Origin of the sequence: Alteromonas sp. CyTr2, from assembly GCF_947311905.1 — a bacterium.
Taxonomy (GTDB): domain Bacteria; phylum Pseudomonadota; class Gammaproteobacteria; order Enterobacterales; family Alteromonadaceae; genus Alteromonas; species Alteromonas macleodii.
Window position 1 is genome coordinate 108,168 of the sequence record NZ_CAMZMZ010000008.1, and the last position, 20,857, is coordinate 129,024.

At 43.2% G+C, this 20,857-nt stretch carries 21 protein-coding genes; 15 read left to right on the top strand and 6 right to left on the bottom strand.

Features of this window, described 5'->3' with window-relative positions; all coding sequences use genetic code 11:
* Nucleotides 1–75 precede the first annotated feature (75 nt).
* The 3 genes from pabB to QME20_RS07000 all read left to right on the top strand — a co-directional run bounded on the left by pabB (nucleotide 76) and on the right by QME20_RS07000 (nucleotide 3,677).
* Entirely contained in the window at nucleotides 76–1,515 is a 1,440-nt protein-coding gene (gene pabB / locus QME20_RS06990; RefSeq protein WP_281715681.1) for an aminodeoxychorismate synthase component I, read from the top strand.
* 62 nt (nucleotides 1,516–1,577) lie between these two features.
* Nucleotides 1,578–2,150, top strand: coding sequence for a CoA pyrophosphatase (locus QME20_RS06995; protein WP_014949526.1), 573 nt, complete (start codon nucleotides 1,578–1,580; stop codon nucleotides 2,148–2,150).
* 153 nt (nucleotides 2,151–2,303) lie between these two features.
* Entirely contained in the window at nucleotides 2,304–3,677 is a 1,374-nt protein-coding gene (locus QME20_RS07000; protein ID WP_156086441.1) for an L-serine ammonia-lyase, read from the top strand.
* Between the two features lie 85 nt (nucleotides 3,678–3,762).
* On the opposite strand, the gene cysB is transcribed toward QME20_RS07000, so the two are convergent.
* Nucleotides 3,763–4,737 carry an HTH-type transcriptional regulator CysB gene (gene cysB, locus QME20_RS07005; protein WP_014949524.1) on the bottom strand — a complete coding sequence of 325 codons (975 nt, stop codon included), beginning with the start codon at nucleotides 4,735–4,737 and terminating at the stop codon, nucleotides 3,763–3,765.
* A gap of 208 nt (nucleotides 4,738–4,945) precedes the next feature.
* On the opposite strand from cysB, the gene QME20_RS07010 reads away from it, so the two are divergent.
* Nucleotides 4,946–5,650 carry a HAMP domain-containing sensor histidine kinase gene (locus tag QME20_RS07010; protein ID WP_014976578.1) on the top strand — a complete coding sequence of 235 codons (705 nt, stop codon included), beginning with the start codon at nucleotides 4,946–4,948 and terminating at the stop codon, nucleotides 5,648–5,650.
* Between the two features lie 95 nt (nucleotides 5,651–5,745).
* Nucleotides 5,746–6,504, top strand: a complete 759-nt coding sequence (locus QME20_RS07015) for a hypothetical protein (RefSeq protein ID WP_014949522.1) — start codon at nucleotides 5,746–5,748, stop codon at nucleotides 6,502–6,504.
* 37 nt (nucleotides 6,505–6,541) lie between these two features.
* Here QME20_RS07015 and QME20_RS07020 read toward each other — a convergent pair whose 3' ends face one another.
* Complete coding sequence (locus QME20_RS07020) at nucleotides 6,542–7,426, bottom strand: LysR family transcriptional regulator (protein ID WP_281715682.1); 885 nt, start codon at nucleotides 7,424–7,426, stop codon at nucleotides 6,542–6,544.
* A gap of 122 nt (nucleotides 7,427–7,548) precedes the next feature.
* Between QME20_RS07020 and QME20_RS07025 the strand changes: the two genes are divergently transcribed.
* From QME20_RS07025 to QME20_RS07040, 4 genes are all read left to right on the top strand, one after another.
* Nucleotides 7,549–8,256, top strand: a complete 708-nt coding sequence (locus QME20_RS07025; protein WP_039232997.1) for a CoA transferase subunit A — start codon at nucleotides 7,549–7,551, stop codon at nucleotides 8,254–8,256.
* Nucleotides 8,256–8,909 (top strand): CoA transferase subunit B, encoded by a 654-nt coding sequence (locus QME20_RS07030; RefSeq protein WP_014949519.1) that lies wholly within the window; start codon nucleotides 8,256–8,258, stop codon nucleotides 8,907–8,909. Before QME20_RS07025 ends, QME20_RS07030 begins: the two co-directional genes overlap by 1 nt.
* Before the next feature lie 261 nt (nucleotides 8,910–9,170).
* A complete protein-coding gene (locus QME20_RS07035; RefSeq protein WP_281715683.1) occupies nucleotides 9,171–10,496 on the top strand; it encodes a DEAD/DEAH box helicase in 1,326 nt (441 codons plus the stop codon).
* Nucleotides 10,497–10,739: 243 nt separating this feature from the next.
* Complete coding sequence (locus QME20_RS07040) at nucleotides 10,740–11,273, top strand: hypothetical protein (RefSeq protein WP_281715684.1); 534 nt, start codon at nucleotides 10,740–10,742, stop codon at nucleotides 11,271–11,273.
* A gap of 127 nt (nucleotides 11,274–11,400) precedes the next feature.
* Here QME20_RS07040 and QME20_RS07045 read toward each other — a convergent pair whose 3' ends face one another.
* A complete protein-coding gene (locus QME20_RS07045) occupies nucleotides 11,401–12,294 on the bottom strand; it encodes a LysR family transcriptional regulator (RefSeq protein WP_348648753.1) in 894 nt (297 codons plus the stop codon).
* Between the two features lie 155 nt (nucleotides 12,295–12,449).
* Here QME20_RS07045 and QME20_RS07050 point away from each other — a divergent pair, with 155 nt between their 5' ends.
* The 4 genes from QME20_RS07050 to QME20_RS07065 all read left to right on the top strand — a co-directional run bounded on the left by QME20_RS07050 (nucleotide 12,450) and on the right by QME20_RS07065 (nucleotide 16,041).
* The gene (locus tag QME20_RS07050) at nucleotides 12,450–13,208 is read left to right on the top strand and encodes an SDR family oxidoreductase (RefSeq protein ID WP_281715686.1); all 759 of its coding nucleotides are present in this window, start codon (nucleotides 12,450–12,452) and stop codon (nucleotides 13,206–13,208) included.
* Nucleotides 13,209–13,282: 74 nt separating this feature from the next.
* Nucleotides 13,283–14,290: a zinc-dependent alcohol dehydrogenase family protein gene (locus QME20_RS07055; RefSeq protein WP_281715687.1), complete on the top strand. Its 1,008-nt coding sequence runs from the start codon at nucleotides 13,283–13,285 to the stop codon at nucleotides 14,288–14,290.
* Between the two features lie 46 nt (nucleotides 14,291–14,336).
* On the top strand, nucleotides 14,337–15,344 hold the full coding sequence (locus QME20_RS07060; RefSeq protein WP_281715688.1) for a zinc-dependent alcohol dehydrogenase family protein: 1,008 nt from the start codon (nucleotides 14,337–14,339) through the stop codon (nucleotides 15,342–15,344).
* A 283-nt stretch (nucleotides 15,345–15,627) separates the two neighbouring features.
* Nucleotides 15,628–16,041, top strand: a complete 414-nt coding sequence (locus QME20_RS07065) for a PaaI family thioesterase (protein WP_281715689.1) — start codon at nucleotides 15,628–15,630, stop codon at nucleotides 16,039–16,041.
* A gap of 472 nt (nucleotides 16,042–16,513) precedes the next feature.
* Here QME20_RS07065 and QME20_RS07070 read toward each other — a convergent pair whose 3' ends face one another.
* From QME20_RS07070 to QME20_RS07080, 3 genes are all read right to left on the bottom strand, one after another.
* The gene (locus QME20_RS07070; RefSeq protein ID WP_012518428.1) at nucleotides 16,514–16,756 is read right to left on the bottom strand and encodes an EF-hand domain-containing protein; all 243 of its coding nucleotides are present in this window, start codon (nucleotides 16,754–16,756) and stop codon (nucleotides 16,514–16,516) included.
* A gap of 58 nt (nucleotides 16,757–16,814) precedes the next feature.
* A complete protein-coding gene (locus QME20_RS07075; RefSeq protein ID WP_014949513.1) occupies nucleotides 16,815–17,810 on the bottom strand; it encodes a rhodanese-related sulfurtransferase in 996 nt (331 codons plus the stop codon).
* 149 nt (nucleotides 17,811–17,959) lie between these two features.
* Nucleotides 17,960–18,514, bottom strand: coding sequence for a VC2046/SO_2500 family protein (locus QME20_RS07080; protein ID WP_110289098.1), 555 nt, complete (start codon nucleotides 18,512–18,514; stop codon nucleotides 17,960–17,962).
* Between the two features lie 121 nt (nucleotides 18,515–18,635).
* Between QME20_RS07080 and QME20_RS07085 the strand changes: the two genes are divergently transcribed.
* Nucleotides 18,636–20,276, top strand: a complete 1,641-nt coding sequence (locus tag QME20_RS07085) for a tetratricopeptide repeat-containing response regulator (protein ID WP_281715690.1) — start codon at nucleotides 18,636–18,638, stop codon at nucleotides 20,274–20,276.
* Nucleotides 20,277–20,295: 19 nt separating this feature from the next.
* Complete coding sequence (locus QME20_RS07090) at nucleotides 20,296–20,790, top strand: hypothetical protein (RefSeq protein ID WP_281715691.1); 495 nt, start codon at nucleotides 20,296–20,298, stop codon at nucleotides 20,788–20,790.
* The last annotated feature ends 67 nt before the right edge of the window (nucleotides 20,791–20,857 follow it).

The following is a 20,857-nucleotide window of genomic DNA, read 5'->3' on the forward strand; positions in this document are numbered from 1 at the left end:
GTTAAAAATAGATGGGCGTTTGTGCTTAATTCAAGCACCTAACGCCCACGATAAAAAGAAGTACAGAAAACACCTATGTCACACGCAGATACTATTCACGTTCATGTTTCCCGTTTCGATGCAGAGGAATTAACCGACAAATTAGCGCTAAATTGTGACGAGAACACAGCCGTTTTCAATGCACTTTTTAAGCGGGTCTCTACACGCCCATATTCCCTTTTACTAGATACTTCTGGTTCGTCGAAAAGTGAAGGTCGCTTCAATATTATGGCATTTTCACCTTCCGCAGTTATCGAAGCAAAAGGTGATAAGGTTCAACTCATCGAACTAAACATTTCAAAGCGTCAGCAATTGACACTGGCGCCCTTTGAAGCGGTGCAAGCACACTTACATGCGCGCGTTTCAAATGTGGAGATACATGCCAGCGTAAATACAGCGCACCTCCCTTTCATTATCGGTGTGGCTGGCATGGCAGGCTATGATACTGGGCGTTTTTATGAAAAGATGCCAAGCATCGCCAAAGATGACTACGAAACCCCTGATTTTGCGGTTGGCCTTTATCTTCGTTCACTTATTGAAGATACGAAGACAGGTTACATCTATTATTGCTCCGTTGATGGTCAGTCGCTGACTCAGGTTTTTTCTTCGTTCAACGACGAAACACCTGAGCCAAATTTCAAGTTAACGTCTCGGTTCGAATCAAATTTATCTAAAACGGATTATGAAGCTTGTTTGGATAAAATACACGCCTATTTGCGTGCCGGTGACTGCTACCAAGTAAATATGGCGCAACGTTTTAGCGCATCGTTTGAAGGGAATATGTGGCAAGCATATTGTGAGCTACGCAATCAAAATCAAGCGCCATTTTCAGCTTTCTATAACCTTCCCCAAGGCTGTATTGCTTCGATTTCACCAGAACGCTTTCTACGCGTCAAAGATGGGGTTGTAGAAACAAAACCGATAAAGGGTACACGCCCGCGATTTGAAGACAAAGAAGAAGATGCCGCCAGTGCTCAGCGCTTGCTCTCAGCAGAAAAAGACCGTGCAGAAAATCTCATGATTGTAGATCTGCTGCGCAACGATATTTCAAAGCACTGCAAACCTCACTCGGTGAACGTACCTGCACTCTTTGCTCTTGAAAGTTATCAGGCTGTGCACCATTTAGTAAGTACGGTAACTGGTGAATTAAATGAATCTTCTTCGCCTTTATCGCTTCTGGCATCAGCATTTCCTGGGGGGTCAATAACTGGAGCACCGAAAATCCGTGCGATGGAAGTTATCGATGAGCTAGAGCCACACCGCCGGAATATCTACTGTGGCAGCGTGTTCTATATGGGTTTTCGTGAAGACATGGATTCAAGTATTTGTATTAGAACCGTATTGGCAGAGAACCGTCGATTACATTGCTGGGCCGGTGGTGGTATTGTGCTAGATTCTGTTTCTAGCGAAGAATATCAAGAAACCCTAGATAAAGTGTCTAGAATACTGCCAGTACTTGAATCAATTAACCAATAGCACAGTATTTGTATGTAATGTGCTAGCACAAAGGTAAGCATATAGGTTGTAAACAAATATCTATGACAAAGAACGAATTTCTATCACAGTTTCACCACTTAAGGCAGCCTCACACCGAGCCAGATTTTCCGTTGCGAAAAACAGGACGCCCTGCGGCTGTACTTATCCCCCTGATAGATTATGGCAATTCGCTTCAATTACTGCTTACTGAACGAGCGCACCACCTCAAGCATCATCCAGGTCAAATCAGTTTTCCAGGCGGAGCGGTCGACGAAGCTGATAACTCTTTTTTTGACGCGGCACTTAGAGAAGCAGAAGAAGAAGTTGGTTTACCCGCTACTCACGTAGACGTAGTAGGAATGTTGCCTAGATACCGAACAATCAGCGGATATGAAATTGCGCCAGTTGTTGGCTTTGTAAATCCTGACTTTACACCGATTATTGACAAAAATGAGGTAGAAAGCGCTTTTGAAGTGCCTCTCGCACATGTTTTAGACAGAAGAAATCATTTAGTTCACACGACGCATCGCGATAAAAAGGCTTTTCCAATTTACTTTATCCCATGGAAAAACCGCATGATATGGGGCGCAACGGCGGCAATGTTACGCAATTTATCTCATCATATTCATCCTTAGCCTTTGTATTTGCTTAACCGCTCTTGCGTGTACTATAAATTAAACTTTACAGCGTATTAGCAAAACTAATCCCTTTATTAGCTTTTCTGTATTGTGGTTTTTCCGTGGTGGATGCATGATCTTACTATTACTTTGTTTTAATTTTGAAAGTTTATGATCAGTGTATTTGATATGTTCAGCGTGGGCATTGGCCCATCGAGTTCGCACACCGTAGGACCAATGAAAGCAGGCGCCGAGTTTGTCACCGAACTCGCTCAGGAAGCTGCGCTTTTTGATTCAGTGGATAGCGTGAAAGTTGAACTGTTTGGGTCATTAGGCCAAACCGGTATCGGCCACGGAACAGGAAAAGCTGTTATCCTCGGTTTACTAGGAGAACTTCCAGACGTTGTCGATGTGGACAGCATCGAGACTAAACTTGAAGAAATACGCAACACGGAAAAGCTTTGCCTTAATGGCCAGAAATTAGTGCGCTTTCCTAACAAAAACGCCATTGTTTTTCATCGCCGTAAAACGCTCCCCAAACACGCTAATGCCTTATCGTTTTATGCGTACGCGAAAGATGAGCTTGTAAAACAGCAAACTTATTACAGTATTGGCGGTGGTTTTATCATAAAAGACGAAGACTTCGATGCGACCAAAGCGCATGCAGCCAGCCTGCAAGCATCAGTACCCTTCCCTTTTAAAACGGCCGGTGACCTTCTTGCTCTGTGTAAAACTAACGGCTTAAGCATTAGTTCACTGATGCTACGTAACGAATCAACCTTCAGGCCCAAGCACGAAGTGAAGCAACAGCTACACAACATTTGGTTAGTAATGAAAGCTTGTATTCAACGAGGTATCGAAAGCGAAGGTATTTTACCTGGCGGGCTTAAAGTAGTTCGCCGCGCACCTGGACTATACCGTCGACTTCAAACTGAACACACAAACGACCCTATGCAGACTATGGATTGGGTTAACTTGTTTGCTTTAGCTGTAAACGAAGAAAATGCAGCTGGCGGCCGTGTTGTAACTGCACCTACAAATGGTGCAGCGGGTATCATTCCGGCTGTTCTACAGTACGTAGATAAGTTTATTCGACCTGTTGATGAAGAAGTAGCAAGTCGATTCCTGCTTACCGCAGGCGCTATTGGTATTCTCTATAAAGAGAATGCGTCAATCTCAGGTGCTGAAGTAGGTTGCCAAGGAGAAGTAGGCGTCGCTTGTTCAATGGCTGCAGGCGCGTTAGCTGAAATTATGGGGGGCACAGCTGCCTCGGTAGAGAACGCTGCGGAAATCGGTATGGAGCACAACCTCGGCCTTACTTGTGATCCCGTGGGTGGCTTGGTTCAGGTTCCGTGCATTGAGCGAAATGCCATGGGTGCAATCAAAGCCATTAATGCTTCTCGTCTTGCACTGCGCGGAACCGGTGAGCAAAAAGTATCGCTAGATAAGGTTATTAAAACCATGCGCGATACCGGTAATGATATGAAGACTAAATATAAAGAAACGGCGAGAGGTGGACTCGCGGTAAATATTATCGAATGTTAGCACCTCGTTCTAACTAGACAATGTATGGAATGAAAAAAGGGGCAATTAGCCCCTTTTTAATGAACGTTTTCAACAAGCGCTACGTTTACTTTACTGGAAGCGTCACGCCTTTAAACATTTTTTCCACTTCTTCGTTATTTTTCAGCATCATAGCTTTCTCAACCTTGTCCTTGGTCAGATGAGGCGCAAAACGCTCAATGAAGTCGTACATATAACTTCTTAAGAACGACCCCTTCCTAAATCCAATTTTCGTCGTGCTGTAATCGAACAGGTGACTTGCATCTATCTTCACAAGATCATCATCTAATTCTTCGCTTACCGCCATCGACGCAATAACACCAATACCGACACCTAAGCGAACATAGGTTTTAATAACGTCGGCATCTGTTGCGGTAAACACGATTTTAGGTGTTAGCCCTGCTCTTTCAAACGCTTGGTCTAATTCAGAGCGCCCGGTGAAACCGAAAACATAAGTAACCAACGGATATTTGGCAATGTCTGAAATATCGATAGTGCCCTTTTTCGACAAGGGATGGTCTTTGTTTACTATTACACTGCGATTCCAGTGATAACAAGGAAGCATGACCAAATCGTTGTACAAGTGAAGAGCCTCGGTAGCGATAGCAAAATCGGCTTCCCCTTTTGCAGCCAGGTCGCTAATTTGAGACGGCGTGCCCTGATGCATGTGTAATGACACTTTTGGATACTTGCTCATGAAACCCTGAATAACATCAGGTAATGCATAACGGGCTTGCGTATGCGTAGTCGCAATATTAAGTTTACCTTGATCTGGAAGCGTGTGCTCCCTTGCTACCGCTTTAATACTCTCTACTTTGGCTAGTATTTCACGAGCTATATTGATTACATCATTACCGGCGTCTGTCACGTGTGTTAAATGCTTACCGCTACGGCCAAAAATCTGAACACCTAGTTCATCTTCCAACATGCGAACTTGTTTGCTGATACCCGGCTGTGAGGTATATAAACTTTCTGCTGTTGCTGACACGTTCAAATTGTTATTGAGGACTTCTACGATATACCGTAGTTGCTGTAGCTTCATATTTTACACCGTTTAATGCGATAGACTGACACTGTACTCCCTCCGTTATAACCAAAACCACCTTTTTTTACTAGTTGCTATTACGAAATTGGCATTATAAAGTTGAAAATAATTGAATTTTTACATTTTCGAGTGGGATTTATTCGCCTTTGTCCGATTTCTTCTACATTATGGGTAGGTGATTAAAAAGCACGGTGTTAGATAGATAATGAGTAGCAGTAAACAAGTTACATCCACAATTGATTTTTCATCGGTGTTGGCAGCTGCTGTGCACGATATGAAAAATTCACTTTTTCTCCTTATTCAATCTATTGAAACACTCAGCGACGCCCTTTCTCCTCACGACGAGAAAGCTAGAGAGCAGGTTGCGAGTGTTCATTATGAAGCATCTAGGCTCAACACCAATCTTGTTCAAGTACTCTCTTTGTACAGGGCTGAATTAGAAAGTTTACCCATTACCGTTGACGAAAGTTTCATCAAAGATTTGGTTGAAGATGTTGTTGGCTCTAATGCGTTATATGTATCTCAGAAAAATATTGATATAAGCATCGCTATCGAAGATGACCTTAGCTGGTACTTAGACAGTGAGTTAATTTATTTGTTATTAAACGATGTAATCATTAACGCAATGCGCTATGGAACATCCAAAATAATAGTAAGTGCCAAGGCAGACGAGAACGACTTCATGACCATTAAAATAGAGGATGATGGTCGTGGCTATCCCGAAGCGATGTTAACTAAAAGCCACGAAGAGCTCTGTGACTTTGAGTTAAGCCAAGGAAGAACGGGGTTGGGGTTATTTTTTGCGAAGTTAATTGCAAACGCACATTCTCAAGGAGATAAAGTGGGCTCAATTGCCCTTTCCAACGGCGGGAGTCTCGGTGGAAGTGTATTTGAAGTAAAAATACCGTAAGATTGACCGATAACATTAAGTAATACAAAAAGTAACGCTCGTACGTAGTAATACGTTAACGTTATAAAAAATAAAAAACAGACGGAAACACACGCATGTACGTGATTATTATTATATTAATTGTTGTTTTGCTAATCGCAGCTATTTTTATCAATGCAATGCAACAACATCGTCAAAAGCAAGAGGCTGAGCGCAGAACTGAACTTGCCAAACAGCGTACTATTGTCGACGAAACTGAGAACGTTATTGCCGCCTGTGTAAACATGCCTGTTTCTTCGCGCATTATGGGCATACTTCACAATCGTATTCTAAATGCCTTGAAAGCAATGAACGATTTATCGAGTACATCTGAACTAAAACAGCGTATCTCAAGCAGTGAGCAAGCAACCGCCGCTGCTCTTTCGGACAATAGCGGTATCACTAACGATTTCGCGTTACCCGACAACGACAAAATGATCATTCAATACATTCAGGCCGTTAAGAAACTGCGCATTATTCTTCGTTCAGAACATAGCAAAGGGCAAATTGATTCTAAAGTATTCATGGATGAAGATAAGCAGCTTGAACGCTTGCAGGTAAAAGTAAATGTAGAAACATTGATTAAGCGCGGCCGCGCTGCACTTCAAACCAATATGCTTGGATCAGCCAGACAGTATTTTGAAAAGGCGAAAAACGCACTAGAAAATCAAAATCCCCAAGACGAATACTCAATGTCTAAACTTGCTACACTTAACGAGTGGTTACACGAAATCCAAAGCAACCTTAAGAGCGTGAACGAAAAAGATCGCGCCAAGAAGCAAGAAGAAGAAAGAGACGAATTAGACGAGTTGTTCGCACCTAAGAAGAAGTGGTAGGTCGACCCTTTTCTTAGAAACTATAAAGCGCATTATTTCACTCATAATGCGCTACGGCCATGTCCCACATAGATTGAGCCGGCAGCGATAACCCTTTTCGCGCATTTCGAATTATTCCAATATTTTTCACCAGAGGCATGTCACTAATTTCTTTAGTTACTAGCCCCAATCCCTCCATTTGCGCTTTACAAATCGCCGGCATAATAGATATCCCTAAACCATTTAGAATAAGCTTTCCTAGTGTAGATAGCTGCCCCGTTTCCGCGATTATATTTAGCTCACCATATTGTGCTAGCTTAGATTGAGTCCAATGACGTACCGCAGATCCCCTATTCATCATTACCAATGGAAGTTTTAGACAGTCCTGCCAATGCAACTTGTCCCCTAAATGGGCTGATTGTGCTTTGTTGGTCACAACAACAAACTCATCAGCAAAAAGGCTTTTAAACACTAAACCATCTTTGCGCTCTGGCTCAAACGAGAACCCAATCTCGCTGCGGCCAGTAGTAACTTCATGAATTACCTGTTCCATTACTACATCGACAATTCGTAAGTTTACGTTTGGAATTTGTTGATGAAATACTGACAAGATATTCGGTAAATGAGACTCGGCAAATGACGGCATAGCGCAAATGGTAAGCTGCCCTTTCGCCATAGCAAACAAATTTTGAATATCAGAAAAAGTATTGTCCCAGTCGTGCAGTAGCCTCAAAGCATTTGGAAACAACACCTCTCCTTCTGGTGTTAGGCTTACATTGCGTGTATTGCGTTGGAATAACTTACCGCCTAACTGCTCTTCCATTTTTTTAATTGCCGATGACAAAGCTGGCTGTGTTAAATGTAGATTTACCGCGGCTTCAGCAAAGGTTGATGACTTGGCCACTTCTACAAACGCTTTTATTTGACGGTATGAAACATCCATAAACTTTTCAACTGGTCTTAGCGATTAATAAATAGTTCTTATTAATCGCAAGATTAATTCGATTTTACAAATGAAGCAACAATGTCGATACTTATTTTTAACAAATGCATTGGAGATAGAGAATGGCGGGATTTAACAAAGTTGTATCCTCATACGAAGAAGCAATGGCTGGCCTTGAAAATGGTATGACAGTTATTGCGGGCGGTTTCGGGTTGTGCGGTATACCCGAGGGACTGATAGGCCAAATTAAGAAAATGGGCGTATCTGGACTTACTGTAGTTTCTAATAACTGCGGTGTAGATGGATTTGGATTAGGCCTTTTATTGGAAGATAAGCAAATAGCCAAAATGGTGTCTTCGTATGTAGGTGAAAATGCCCTGTTTGAAAAACAACTGCTTAACGGTGAGTTGGAAGTTGAGCTTACACCTCAAGGAACGCTGGCGGAAAAAATGCGCGCTGGTGGTGCTGGCATTCCTGCCTTCTACACTGCCACAGGTTATGGTACGCCTGTTGGTGAAGGAAAAGAAGTCAAAGAATTCAACGGTCGCCCTTATATTCTTGAACATGCTATTACTGGCGACTTTGCCATTGTAAAAGCATGGAAAGCAGATACTTACGGAAACTGTATTTATCGCCATACAGCACAAAACTTTAATCCTATGGCCGCTACTGCAGGTAAAGTCACTGTGGTAGAAGCAGAGGAAATTGTAGAGCCTGGTGAATTGAATCCTAGCGAGATCCACACTCCCGGGATTTATGTAAACCGTGTCATTCAAGGTTCATTTGAAAAACGTATTGAACGCCGTGTAGTTAGCAAGGAGTCAGTGTAATGCTTAGTAGAGAACAAATCGCAATGCGCGTCGCTCAGGAATTTAAAGATGGCGATTACGTCAATTTAGGCATAGGTATCCCTACCCTCGCAGCTAACTATGTGCCAGATGACATCAGCGTGATGCTGCAGTCAGAAAACGGCCTTTTGGGTATGGGACGTTACCCGACTGAAAGTGAAATTGACGCTGATATGATAAACGCTGGTAAAGAAACGGTAACGGCTATCACAGGCGCATCTATTTTTAGTAGCGCCGAGAGCTTTGCCATGATCCGCGGTGGTCACGTTGACTTTACTGTACTTGGCGCATTTGAGGTTGATGTATCGGGTAATATTGCCTCTTGGATGATACCGGGCAAACTCGTTAAAGGCATGGGCGGCGCTATGGACTTAGTTGCTGGCGCGAAGAACATAATTGTTACTATGACCCATACCGACAAACACGGTAACCCAAAACTACTTGGCGAATGCACTTTACCGTTAACCGGTGTTAACTGTATTACGCGCATTATTACCGACTTAGCAGTGCTGAGTGTTGAAGACGGCGCATTTGTGCTTCAAGAACGTGCACCGGGCGTCAGCGTTGACGAAATTAAAGAGAAAACGGGCGGAAAGCTTGTTGTTCCTGAAAATGTACCTGAAATGCAGTTTTAAACTCTGCGTTTGATTGTGCTTTTCATTTAATTGTTCTTCGCATGTCGCGCTTATCATTCAGCATTTATGCTCTTGTGGTAAGCGCGCACCATTGAGTTAACTCACATTTTTGCTTTAACTTTATATTCTTCGTTGAGTAACGATTGTTACAAGTACCTGCCTTCAGTGTGCAAACTTATAAGCCTTTCCAATAAACCTTTAAATGCACCGTGCATTAAGGGATAATGCGCCCGAATGTCATTTTAAAAAGGCTATACCTTCTTGCTAGTTACTGATTTACCTGTTCACCACAAAATTATTTCAAAGCTCGAAACGAAAAATATTTCGACGCTTACCGAAATTCAAGAACGCACTATGCTGCCTGCTATTCAGGGCAAAGATATAATTGCGTCATCAAAAACGGGGTCAGGTAAAACCTTCGCCTTTTTAGTGCCAGCTATAAACAGGCTAATGTCGCAAAAAGCCCTTAGTCGTCAAGACCCACGCGCACTTATCCTTGCGCCAACTCGTGAGCTAGCCAAACAAGTTTTCATTGAAGCTAAATCAATGTGTACCGGGCTAAATCTTACTTGTTCACTTATTGTGGGTGGTGAAAATTATAACGACCAAGTTAAAGCGCTTCGCCGTAACCCTCACATTATCGTTGGTACAGCTGGTCGTGTAGCCGACCATCTATTAGATAAAAGTGTGTATTTAAACGGTTTAGAGTTGCTTATCTTTGATGAAGCAGACCGAATGTTAGACTTAGGCTTCTCTGCTCAGCTTAAAATGATTAACGACTATGCTGATCACAGAAAGCGTCAAACTATGTTGTTTTCTGCCACGCTCGATAATATTGAGCTAAAGCATATGACAACGCAGTTAACCAAAGGCGCTGTTCGTGTAGCTGTAGGTGATTCAACCGCAGAGCATGGCGATATCGAACAGAAGTGCTTCTTTGCAGACAATGTTGATAACAAAGATCAAATTTTACAGTTTGAGCTAGCCAATCGTACCTACAACCAAGCTATCGTATTTACAGCTACCCGTGAAGATACAGACAGAATTGCAGCACTACTTAACGAACAGAACTTAGAAGCTATTGCGCTTCGTGGTGATATGCTACAAAGCCAACGCGCAGCAGTAATGAGTGCGTTTGCTCGTGGACAGCACAGTATTCTGGTTACTACCGACCTCGCCTCTCGTGGACTAGATCTATCAAAAGTAGGATTGGTGGTTAACTTTGACCTTCCTAAGAACGCGGATGAATATATTCACCGTATCGGCCGTACTGGCCGTGCTGGGCAAAAAGGCGAAGCATTCTCGCTTATTGGCCCTCGTGATTGGAACAGTTTTGAAGGGCTTAAGAATCACCTTCAATATGCATTAGAGTGTTCACCGCATGACGAATTCTCGGCATCTTTTAAAGGTTTTACGCCGAAGAAAAAAGTGTCGAAACAATCAAATGCGAAAAATGGTAAAAAGCGCGTAGCGAAACCAGCAAAACCTGGCACTAAAAAACGTGTCGATACCATGTCTGGAAAAGATATTGGTATGGTTCCTGTGAAACGCAAGCCAAGAAACACTCTGTCTGACGACGACGAGTAAAACTCTATATCGTAGTTTAAACCATCACCGCCGCTAGTCACAATTCACTATTGAATAGCGGTGTGTAACCTTTCACTTTGTTTTTAATCACATTTTCTTACAGCCCTTTGATGGAACACTTCGCCATCATATGCTCTACTACGCATATAGCAACAAGTCGATCGTGCTGACTACACGCTTCAAATGTTTGTAACAAAGCGTGTAAGCGGCACAAACTCCCCCTTTAAAATGGATTTTAACCACATGAAATTTATAAAGTTCGTATCGTTAGCCTTGTTTATAGTAATAGTCGTTGTGGCACTTTCCTATGAAAAAATAATAGCACGCGTATTGTTACCGCAATACATAGAGTGGGCACATGAAACAGATATGAAAGGCTTAAAAATAGGTCAACCGTTGAACGAACAAGAATTGGCGCTAGCAGCGGAGATAGGCATAAAACAGCCTAAGAAAGTAAGAATTGTTTATGTAGATGAAGTGCCATATCCCTACGAAAACTTCGCGCTTAAAGTGTTTGGCGAAGCCGTTGGACTTGTTGGAGAAGGAATAATAAATAACGCACAAGTTTTCGGCTATTCGATTTATGCTCGTAAAGATTTCGAGCTTAATAGACCCAAGTTAGCCCACGAATTAGTGCATGTGTTACAGATTGAACGAGCCAGTTTAGATGAAGTTGTCACCCAACACTTTTTCGACATGGCTGAATACGGTTACGATAAAGCCCCACTAGAAGTAGAAGCGTCCGCAGCCAATATAGTATACAGCGCTGATTGGTAATTTGTATTCACCAAGAATTGCTTTTTAGGGCGCCGGTGATTGTTTAGAGTAGCGTTTGTGTTAAAGGTTCGTTTGAGAGACGATACTGACAATCCTACTTTTATTCGACTACTTCCGTTTTGTGCCATCAGCGGACACTTAATCTTGACACCAAGTGATCAAAAACCAATCGAATACGTTGTGGTACAGGACCGCGTTGAGGGCGATAAATATATAAATCCCAAGGCACCGGCTCGACCTCTTCTAACACTCTCACAAGTTTCTCTTGGCGTAATAAGTCTTGGACCAAAAAGTCAGGAGTTTGAGCAAACCCCAGTCCATTTTGTATAGCCATTAATTCAGCTTCGGCGTCGGCACTTCGAAAACGTGTTATGGATGGCGTCCACTGTCTGTCCATGGAAAAAACCCATGGCCAAAGCTTTCCCGTATTGCGATCTACTAATCCTGTAACCGGCAAGTGGTTTAGTTCGTCAGCAGACGCAGGCGTTCCCACTCTATTTATTAAGTCAGGCGAAGCCACGACATACATATTAATTTTGGCAAGCTGGCGGGCAATAAATCGACTATCTCTCATGAAGCCGATACGAATCCCAATATCTATTTTTTCGTCAACTACATCTACGCGCTCGTCACTGAGTGTCAGGTCTATATCAAGTTGAGGATGTACTGTTGAGAGTTCCATTAATGCTGGCATCAAGCATTTATGACCAAAACCAACAGGCGCTGCGATACGAACCCGCCCTTGTAATTCATTACCCGAGTCAGGGGCGCTTGTTTGAAACAATTCATCTACAGCGAGCAGGCGTTCTTTTGCTATCACAGCAAATTTTTCTCCAACTAGGGTCACTTGTATGTGTCGAGTATTTCGATGAAATAAAAGCTCCCCTTGCAATCGCTCTAACTCCTTCACTGCTCGCGTCACTGCCTGAGGAGAAATTCCCAGACGGTTAGCCGCTTCTTTAAAGCTGCGAGACTCAGCAGCAGTACAAAATATCCGGAGCATTTCCAATCTGTTAAGCATCACAGTCACATTCAGGTTTGATATCAATACATAAATATTATTCCAAAATATGGAATTGTAAAATTAAAACATTTCCATTTATTGGTTTTTGAAGGTAAGAGATACTTTGCTTGTTATTTAGACAACGTCATTCAACTTATTTGAGGATAGTAACTATGAGCAGTGTTTTAGCAAACAACATCAGCGGTAAGGTCGTTGTGATCACTGGTGGTAGCAGCGGTTTAGGCGAGACCACAGCAAGACATTTAGCCAGCCTTGGCGCATCTGTTGTTTTAGGTGCCCGACGCATCGACAAGCTTGAAGCTATTGCTGCTGACATACGTACAGCGGGCGGAAAAGTTGCGGTTCAAGCGACAGATGTGACTTGCCAGGACGAAGTGAAGGCCCTTGTAAACCTTGCACGAGAGCGCTTCGGTAAAGTTGATGTGGTTATCAATAATGCAGGGTTAATGGCGATTGCACCGTTAGCTGAGACTCGAGTTGACGAGTGGGATCGCATGATTGATATAAACGTTAAAGGTCTGCTGTATGGAGTAGCCGCAGCGCTTCCGATTTTTCAGGCTCAGGGAACAGGCCACTTTATCAATATTTCATCCGTAGCGGGTGTCAAAGTATTCAGTCCCGGCGGCACGGTTTATAGCGGAACCAAATTCGCTGTTCGCGCTATTGCCGAAGGCTTACGCCATGAAGTTGGGGGTAACATTCGTTCAACAATCATTTCACCGGGGGCAGTCGAATCTGAATTAAAACATGGAAGTTCAGATACTCAGGGTGCAGCCTTTGTAAAAGATTTTTATCAGCAAAATGAAATTCCATCTGAATCTGTTGCTCGTGCTATCGCATACGCAATTGAGCAGCCTGCGGATGTGGATATCAACGAGATTGTTCTGCGCCCAACTGTTCAAGAATTTTAATTCGTTTAATAAAAGACTTATTAACCAGCGGGTGATTTAAGCACCCGCTGAATATTCAGTATGTGAGGTTATTGATGACAGCGTTAAACAGACAAATGCGTGCTTTGGTATTAGATAGCTATGAAGAGGGTACAGTATTCCGGGATGCCCTGATTAACTTACCCTCTCCATCAGCAGGTCAGGTGCAAGTAAAAATATTTGCAAGTGGAGTCAATCCTATTGATTACAAGATCCGCCAAGGTATCGCTCCTTATGCCATGCCGGAATTACCCGCAGTACTTGGCACCGATTTAGCTGGAGAAATTGTTGCTATCGGCGACGGCGTCACCGGCTTTGCAGTAGGCGATGCAGTGTATGGTCTGACTGGCGGAGTGCGAGGATTGCAAGGATCATTGGCTGAATATGCCAACGTTGATGCTGAGTTACTTGCTCTCAAACCGAAAAATTTGCCCATGCGTGAAGCTGCGGCTTTACCTCTGGTTGCACTTACCGCTTGGGAAGGTTTGGTTGACAAGGCGAATGTTAAAGCGGGCCAGAAAGTCCTTATCCAAGGTGGAGCTGGCGGAGTTGGACATGTAGCTGTGCAAATTGCTAAGGCCTTAGGTGCCGACGTTTATGCCACTGCATCGACTGGAAAACAAGAACTGCTCAAGGCGCTTGGTGCCACGCCGATTGATTATCACACTGTAAGCCCTGCTGACTACGTGGACGCATACACCCAAGGCAAAGGATTCGATATCGTTTACGACACTGTCGGTGGCTCTGTACTCGATGCCTCGTTAGGTATCATTGCACATTATGGACATATTTTAAGCTGTGCTGCATTCAGCTCACATAATCTGGCACCGTCGTCATTACGCTCTGCAACATTGTCAGCGATTTTTGTGTTACACCCACAGCTCAGCGGAGAGGGGCGCAAACATCATGGTGACATTCTGCGGCAAATTACGGCGCTTGTTGAAGCTGGACAAATTAAGCCGCTACTCGATCCGTTACGCTTTTCCCTAGACACGGCAATGGATGCACATAATGCCGTAGAGTTGGGGTCCATGGGTAAAGTAGTTATTGATGTAATTGCTTAAAAAGTCATTGTTGTAATTACTTAAAAAGTCATTGTTGAGGATGCATATGAGCCCAAGAAAACTAATTCGAACTGTTCGTTTCCATGAATTAGGTGGCCCCGAGGTATTAACTATTGACTCGCTCGCGAGTCCAAGTTTGCAGGCCACTGATGTACGTATTGCGGTCAAGGTTGTTGGGCTCAATCGTGCTGATGCCATGTTTAGGCGAGGCAGCTATATAGAAAAGGCTGACTTCCCTTCGCGAATCGGCTATGAAGCATCCGGGATAGTCATTGAAGTCGGGGAAGAGGTAAATCATTTACGCCTTGGGGACGAGGTTTGTATTGTCCCTCAGATGGGGCTTTCTCAGAACGGCTGCTACGCAGAAGAGATTGTCGTACCAAGTGAATATGTGGCACTCAAACCAGCAGGGCTAACCTTTGCTGAAGGCGCAGCAGCTTGGATGCAGTACCTGACAGCTTATGGCGCTTTGGTCGAAATTGCTAACGTGCAAAAAGGCGATGCAGTACTGATAACCGCCGCATCGAGCAGTGTTGGATTGGCTGCGATTCAAATTGTGAATGCTCTGGGGGGGATCCCTATCGCTACAACTCTAACAGGAGCTAAAAAGGCTGCTGTGCTCAAGGCTGGCGCGGCCCATGTGATTGCAACCCAAGAAGAACCGCTGCTGGATAGCTTGAGAAGTATCTTGGGAGAAAACAATTTAAAAATCGCATTTGATGCTGTCGGTGGGCCGCAGATAGCAGAAATTGCTGAAGCAATGAGCCCTGAAGGAACAATAATAGCACACGGAGCATTAAGTCCCGAAGTCACTCCTTTTCCCTTAAAAATAGCACTTCGTAAAAGTCTGACAGTTAGGGGGTATGTGTTTACTGAAGTTATAAAAGACATCGAGCGTTTTCGCAGAGCAAAGCAATTTATCCACTCGGGTTTATCCGAGGGAACACTCAAGCCTGTCATTGATCGAAGCTTTAAATTTGAAGAGATAGTAGCAGCGCATCACTATCTGGAGTCCAATCAGCAGATTGGTAAAATAGTGGTCGAACTTGATTAACAGTTCGTAACTTCCGCTAATCTCTTAACTAAGTCAGTGGCTGATATTGGTTGGGAATTTGCGTGTTCAGTGGCGAGTAGCATGGCGGAATTTATTGGAAGGCTAGATAACCCAAGCAATGAGATTTGGACGATCAAACGGGACGGTAAAATTCTAGCTTCTGTACGAAAGTCAGGGCTCTGAATTGGTGGAAGAGAAACTAGGCTTACAATGGGGTATAGAAGTCTTGGAGCAACGCTTCACCAAGTACCTATAAACGTGAATAAATATTTAAGGAGTCTCAATGACAGCTACAAAAGAAGAAGTTATCGCTTTCATGAATTCGGAGTTTCCACAAAGCAAATGCGTTGTGGAAGCAGTGAGCAACGGTAGAGCGACTGTATCTCATCATGTAGGTCAGGATGAATTACGTCCTGGCGGAACGGTTTCGGGGCCTGTCTTAATGAGTGTGGCTGATGTGGCACTTTATGTGGCGATACTTGGTCAAATTGGCATCGTGCCATTGGCAGTAACAACTAGCCTTAACATCAACTTCTTACGTAAGCCATCGGCAAATGAGCGAATCATTGCGGAATGTTCTCTGATAAAAGTCGGCCGTACTCTCGTGGTTGGGGAGGTTTCTCTGTACTCTGACGGGGTGAGTGATTTGGTAGCACATGCTGTGGGTACATACTCTATACCGCCCTATACATCGTAACGAAGTGAAAATATTAAAACAATTAACTCTCTGAAAGCTTGACTCCGTTTAAAAGAAAAAAGGCAGTTATTTGAGGGGAAGATTAAATGGTTATCAATTGTAATCTGATATAAACGCCTACTTCAGGCCTGCAACGGAGGCATTGGAGCAATTCGAGGCCAACAAATAAAGTCAGTCGGACAGCTAACGCTGTCGCTGCTTTGGGCGTAGAACGTTCGCCCCTTGTCTACAATGGACAAGCGCGTTAGTAACCTTCAATATCCGCTTTACGCTCGAAGCCGACATTGAAGGCTATTCAAAGGAAGCTATATCTCACTCCCAACACGACTGACCAAACTCAACACATAAAAAAACGAGTGCTTAAAAGCACTCGTTTTCAATTGGCTCTTTTACGTGGCCTAGCCCTCGTTTCCACGCTTAGCCTAGCGTGTCGAAAAGCCTCAGTCGACGATAAGTGTTACTAAGTTTAAACTTAGTATTCCCACCATCCTTCTTGCCACCACTCCAAAAACTCTTCAAAGTCGATGTAACCGTCATCGTTACTATCGATAAGCTTAAAGCCTTCTTGTACATGGCTAGCTTTCGTTTTTGGTGAAATAACGGTTAGAAGCTCGATGAACTCCGGCAAATCGATTTGGCCGTTGCCATCACGATCGAAAAAGCTGAAGTCCTTTCTAATTTCTTCAATTTTAGATTCTGAAAGTTGAGTGCTCACTCGCATTCCTTATTTCAACTGCAATAAGCACGAGTGTAACGCCCTTCTTTCTAGCTGTCTACGCCTGATTTTCTTTTGCTTTAAGTGCACGTAAACGTTGAGCTTCTGCTTTTTCTTGACGCTTTTGTTCCATGGTCAAACGCGCTTCCGTTCCTACGTGCTCTTGTTGACGCTCTTTTGCCAGTTGAACCTGTTTTTCACGTTCTCTAAAGCGAGCAATTTGATCGTCGGTATGGGTACCAAAGCAGTGTGGGCAGCTTACACCCGGCTCATACTTATCACTCTGCTTGTCTTCTTCAGTAATTGGAAGTCTACACGCGTAGCACTGCTCATAATGGCTTTTCTCTAAGTCATGGTTAACTGCAACGCGATTATCAAATACAAAGCAATCGCCTTCCCACAATGACTCTTCTTTCGGTACATCTTCAAGGTACTGTAGAATACCGCCTTCTAAGTGATAAACCTCGTCAAACCCCTGCTCTTTCAAGTAAGCCGTCGATTTTTCACAGCGAATACCACCGGTGCAGAACATAGCCACTTTTTTATTTTTTGACGGGTCGAGCTCTTTCGCTACGTATTCAGGAAACTCACGAAACGTTTCGGTTTTAGGGTCGATAGCGTGTTTGAACGTACCAATTTCAATTTCATAACCGTTTCGCGTGTCAATAACCGTAACATCTGGGTCGCTAATGAGTGCGTTCCAGTCTTTAGGTTTTACGTAAGTACCAACGGTTTTGCGAGGGTCAATACCCTCAACGCCCATGGTCACAATTTCTTTTTTCAGTTTTACCTTGGTGCGATAGAACGGCTGTTCATCGTGAAGAGATTCTTTGCAAGAAATAGGATTAATACGCTCGTCGCTGTTTAAATAAGCAAGCAATGCGTCGATACCTTCGCGGGTACCAGAAACCGTACCGTTTATCCCCTCGTGGGCAAGAAGAAGCGTACCTTTAATGCCATTAGCTTCCATTGTTTCGAGAAGCGGTTGGCGGATTTCTTTGAAGTTTTCAAGCGCAACAAATTTATACATTGCGCATACAATATATTTAGACATATTTTAACCTTTGCTGATTGGAGCGTAAGACCAGTGCAAAAATGCGGCGCGCAATATAACAAAAAGGAATGATAAAAACTAGAGCGGATACGAATTAGCGCTCGTACGTCAACCCAAACTTAGCACGCAACAACGAATTGAAATAACTGCTATGCAATATTCTCAAAAGATGTGAAGTGTGACGAATTTTCATGTTGTGAATGGTGTTCTTTATCTTGTGATGAGAGGATATCGTATAGCATCGTATTATCTTCCTTCACGGTGTTAGCGTATTCCTTTTTCAACCGCTTTTGTGTTGCCAAACTACAATTATCTACTACATCGTCGGGTAGACGTTTAGCATCATCAGTTTGTGATAGTGGAGAGGGATTCATACTTAAATATAATCTTGCTGCCGCATAGTCTTGAGATACTAACTCAGACAAAACGCGCATTCTGCCCCATTCGCTTTCATTAGCGGCTAGCGATGGCCTTCTATAATAATTTAACGATGCAAGCTTGGATTCGATGCTGCTTTTATCATCAGATTCTGACGCTACCGCTTCAATTTCAAATGGCTCGGCAACACTATGTTGCTGCATAGCAAGATATAAAGAGAACAACGCTCCCTGCGCAGATGCTTTAGCAAGCACACCACTGCGCTCCCAGTATATACTGGGGTCAATAGGTATTTGCTCACGAGCTTCGACAGTTTCTTGCGACATTCTTATTTACAACTTCATATGTATACTTATGTTTTCGGCAAGATAATGTTTTTCTTAAGCTTATTATCTAAAATTAGATATACTCCTATAAAGTAATCGCGCGCTCATTCATGGATTTGAAATGCAATTTAGCAACAAACAAGTACTGATTGTTGAAGACCAACGCCCTTTCCTTCTTTTATTAAAGGGGCTGATGCATTCGATGGGCGCATCTGATGTAGTTACGAAGTCATCTGCTGAACAAGCGGTATCACTATGTAAAAAGCATAAGTTTGATATTGTCATTTGTGATCTACACTTGGGAGCTGACAACAAAAATGGCTATGAGCTCATTGAAGAGTTGCGCACTCGAAGGCTTATCAGTCCCACATCGGTGTTCATTCTGATAAGCGCAGACAGCGCTCGACCGGTAGTGTTGGGCAGTATTGAACGTAGACCCGATGATTTTTTAATTAAGCCCTTTTCTCAAGTTCAGCTGAAGTCTCGTATTGTTCGTGCGTGGCAGAAAAGACAGTTTCTCCAGCAAGCGTTTAGTCTCGTTGAACAGGGTGAAATAAACAGTGCGATCGACCATATCGAAGCGTTACTTGACTCCCCTTCCCACTATAAAGGTCACTGTGAACAGCTATTAGTCGAGCTATACTGGCGTATAAAGCAACCCGATAAATCGCTAGATGTGTTACGTGACTACATTGACGGAAAACCCGTGCTGTGGGCACAAATAGCTATTGGAAAAACTTACTTGCTTTTAAAGGAATATGAGAAAGCGATTTCAATTGCCAAGAGAACGCTAAAGCGTAACCGGTTCAATGCAGACGCCCACGATATTCTTGCGCAAGCACACCAAGCCACCACAGCTGGCGACAAAGCACTAGATGCAATAAAAGAAGCAATAAAACTGTCACCCTACTCCTTACCCAGGCATTTCAAAGCCTGTGAAATAGGTCGGCAAAATGACGATTTAGTGCTGGCAGCGAGTTCAAGCCAAGCGATCTGGGATTTATCAAAACGAACCGTTCACAAAACAAGTTTACACTGGTGCGGTATTATCCGAAGCCTTTTAGATGTCGCAGAGTTTGCAGACGACAAGCGCCAGCGCAATAAGTATCAGCAAGAAGCATTACTTACCCTGCAACGAGGAAAGTTTGATGAACATCTTCAAAAAATGGACAGAGATTTTGATGTAGATATATTTGGTACAATCGTCAACGCTAGAATTAGCGCTATAGACGGCAAACTGATTGATGCCAAACGCCACTTAACAACGTCACAAACACTTCTTGACGATAAGTACACGGAAGTTCCTACCGCGTTTATCCCTGACAGTATTAACGTTATGTATAAACTGGGTGAGTTTGATGATGCGCTACAGTTGAATGCACTTTTGACTTCAAGACAGGATGAGCTCGACCAAAACAGTCTAAACATGCTTGATGCGCAAGCCCTCAATGCTCAGAAAAACTTAGCTAGTTATCAACAGTTCAACCGCGAAGGCATTCAGCACTATCAGCAGCAAGATTACGAACGTGCTAAAGCTTCGTTCGCCCTTGCTCAAGGCTTTGCTCCTGTAAATACAGGGGTTGCGCTTAATCTATTACAGTGTCTTCTACAAATTGCAATCAAAGAAGATAAAGCTGAAATGAAACTCATTAATGAGTGTAAGCGGTTGTTTAAATTAATTGACGATATGTCACTTAAGGCGCCTTACAAAGAAAAATACACCAACCTTAGAGATGAGCTCTCTAAATATATTGGCTTTTGAATTAGAAAACTGGTGAGCTATGAGATTGTTAGTTTTTGTACTGATGGCAATTTTAATCAACGAGGTTAGCGCCAATGAACAGGCGCTAAGTCAGAACGAGTCTTTTGTACTAGCCGATGCTGGTATTCACAGAATGACATTTGAAGAGCTAAACAGTGGTGAAATATTTGTTATTCGCGGATTAAAAGTACCTAGCACTCAGCAATTCGAGGGTAGTCAAGCTAACGAGAAACACCTCCCAAAACTCGTCAAAGTTAAAACTGGCAAATACTATCTAAAATCGATAACTCCAGCATTTTCGAACATTGGGGTAAGACGTTTTAAAAAACCCGAATGCGATGACTGCTTTTTCTCGCTTCAACCAAGCGCGGTTTCTTATCTGGGTAGGTGGAATATTGATTTAGAATACAAATCAAGGAATAAGGTAGAGTGGCATATACAGAGGCAGTATTCCTACGAGAACCTTAAAACATTAAAACAAAAAAACACTAAATTGACCGAACTGAGCCTGTAACAGATTCTGTGTAACTGCCATTAGTTAATGTGCTTTTCGAGTCGTTCCTCGAACTCGATAATAAAAC

Coding starts and splice junctions, on each gene's coding strand:
- QME20_RS07000 (WP_156086441.1), top strand. CDS start 2,304: ATGATCAGTGTATTTGATATGTTCAGCGTGGGCATTGGCCCATCGAGT.
- QME20_RS07085 (WP_281715690.1), top strand. CDS start 18,636: ATGCAATTTAGCAACAAACAAGTACTGATTGTTGAAGACCAACGCCCT.
- QME20_RS07025 (WP_039232997.1), top strand. CDS start 7,549: ATGGCGGGATTTAACAAAGTTGTATCCTCATACGAAGAAGCAATGGCT.
- QME20_RS07030 (WP_014949519.1), top strand. CDS start 8,256: ATGCTTAGTAGAGAACAAATCGCAATGCGCGTCGCTCAGGAATTTAAA.
- cysB (WP_014949524.1), bottom strand. CDS start 4,737: ATGAAGCTACAGCAACTACGGTATATCGTAGAAGTCCTCAATAACAAT.
- QME20_RS07060 (WP_281715688.1), top strand. CDS start 14,337: ATGAGCCCAAGAAAACTAATTCGAACTGTTCGTTTCCATGAATTAGGT.
- QME20_RS07080 (WP_110289098.1), bottom strand. CDS start 18,514: ATGTCGCAAGAAACTGTCGAAGCTCGTGAGCAAATACCTATTGACCCC.
- QME20_RS07015 (WP_014949522.1), top strand. CDS start 5,746: ATGTACGTGATTATTATTATATTAATTGTTGTTTTGCTAATCGCAGCT.
- QME20_RS07055 (WP_281715687.1), top strand. CDS start 13,283: ATGACAGCGTTAAACAGACAAATGCGTGCTTTGGTATTAGATAGCTAT.
- QME20_RS07075 (WP_014949513.1), bottom strand. CDS start 17,810: ATGTCTAAATATATTGTATGCGCAATGTATAAATTTGTTGCGCTTGAA.
- QME20_RS07020 (WP_281715682.1), bottom strand. CDS start 7,426: ATGGATGTTTCATACCGTCAAATAAAAGCGTTTGTAGAAGTGGCCAAG.
- QME20_RS06995 (WP_014949526.1), top strand. CDS start 1,578: ATGACAAAGAACGAATTTCTATCACAGTTTCACCACTTAAGGCAGCCT.
- pabB (WP_281715681.1), top strand. CDS start 76: ATGTCACACGCAGATACTATTCACGTTCATGTTTCCCGTTTCGATGCA.
- QME20_RS07090 (WP_281715691.1), top strand. CDS start 20,296: ATGAGATTGTTAGTTTTTGTACTGATGGCAATTTTAATCAACGAGGTT.
- QME20_RS07050 (WP_281715686.1), top strand. CDS start 12,450: ATGAGCAGTGTTTTAGCAAACAACATCAGCGGTAAGGTCGTTGTGATC.
- QME20_RS07040 (WP_281715684.1), top strand. CDS start 10,740: ATGAAATTTATAAAGTTCGTATCGTTAGCCTTGTTTATAGTAATAGTC.
- QME20_RS07065 (WP_281715689.1), top strand. CDS start 15,628: ATGACAGCTACAAAAGAAGAAGTTATCGCTTTCATGAATTCGGAGTTT.
- QME20_RS07010 (WP_014976578.1), top strand. CDS start 4,946: ATGAGTAGCAGTAAACAAGTTACATCCACAATTGATTTTTCATCGGTG.
- QME20_RS07045 (WP_348648753.1), bottom strand. CDS start 12,294: ATGCTTAACAGATTGGAAATGCTCCGGATATTTTGTACTGCTGCTGAG.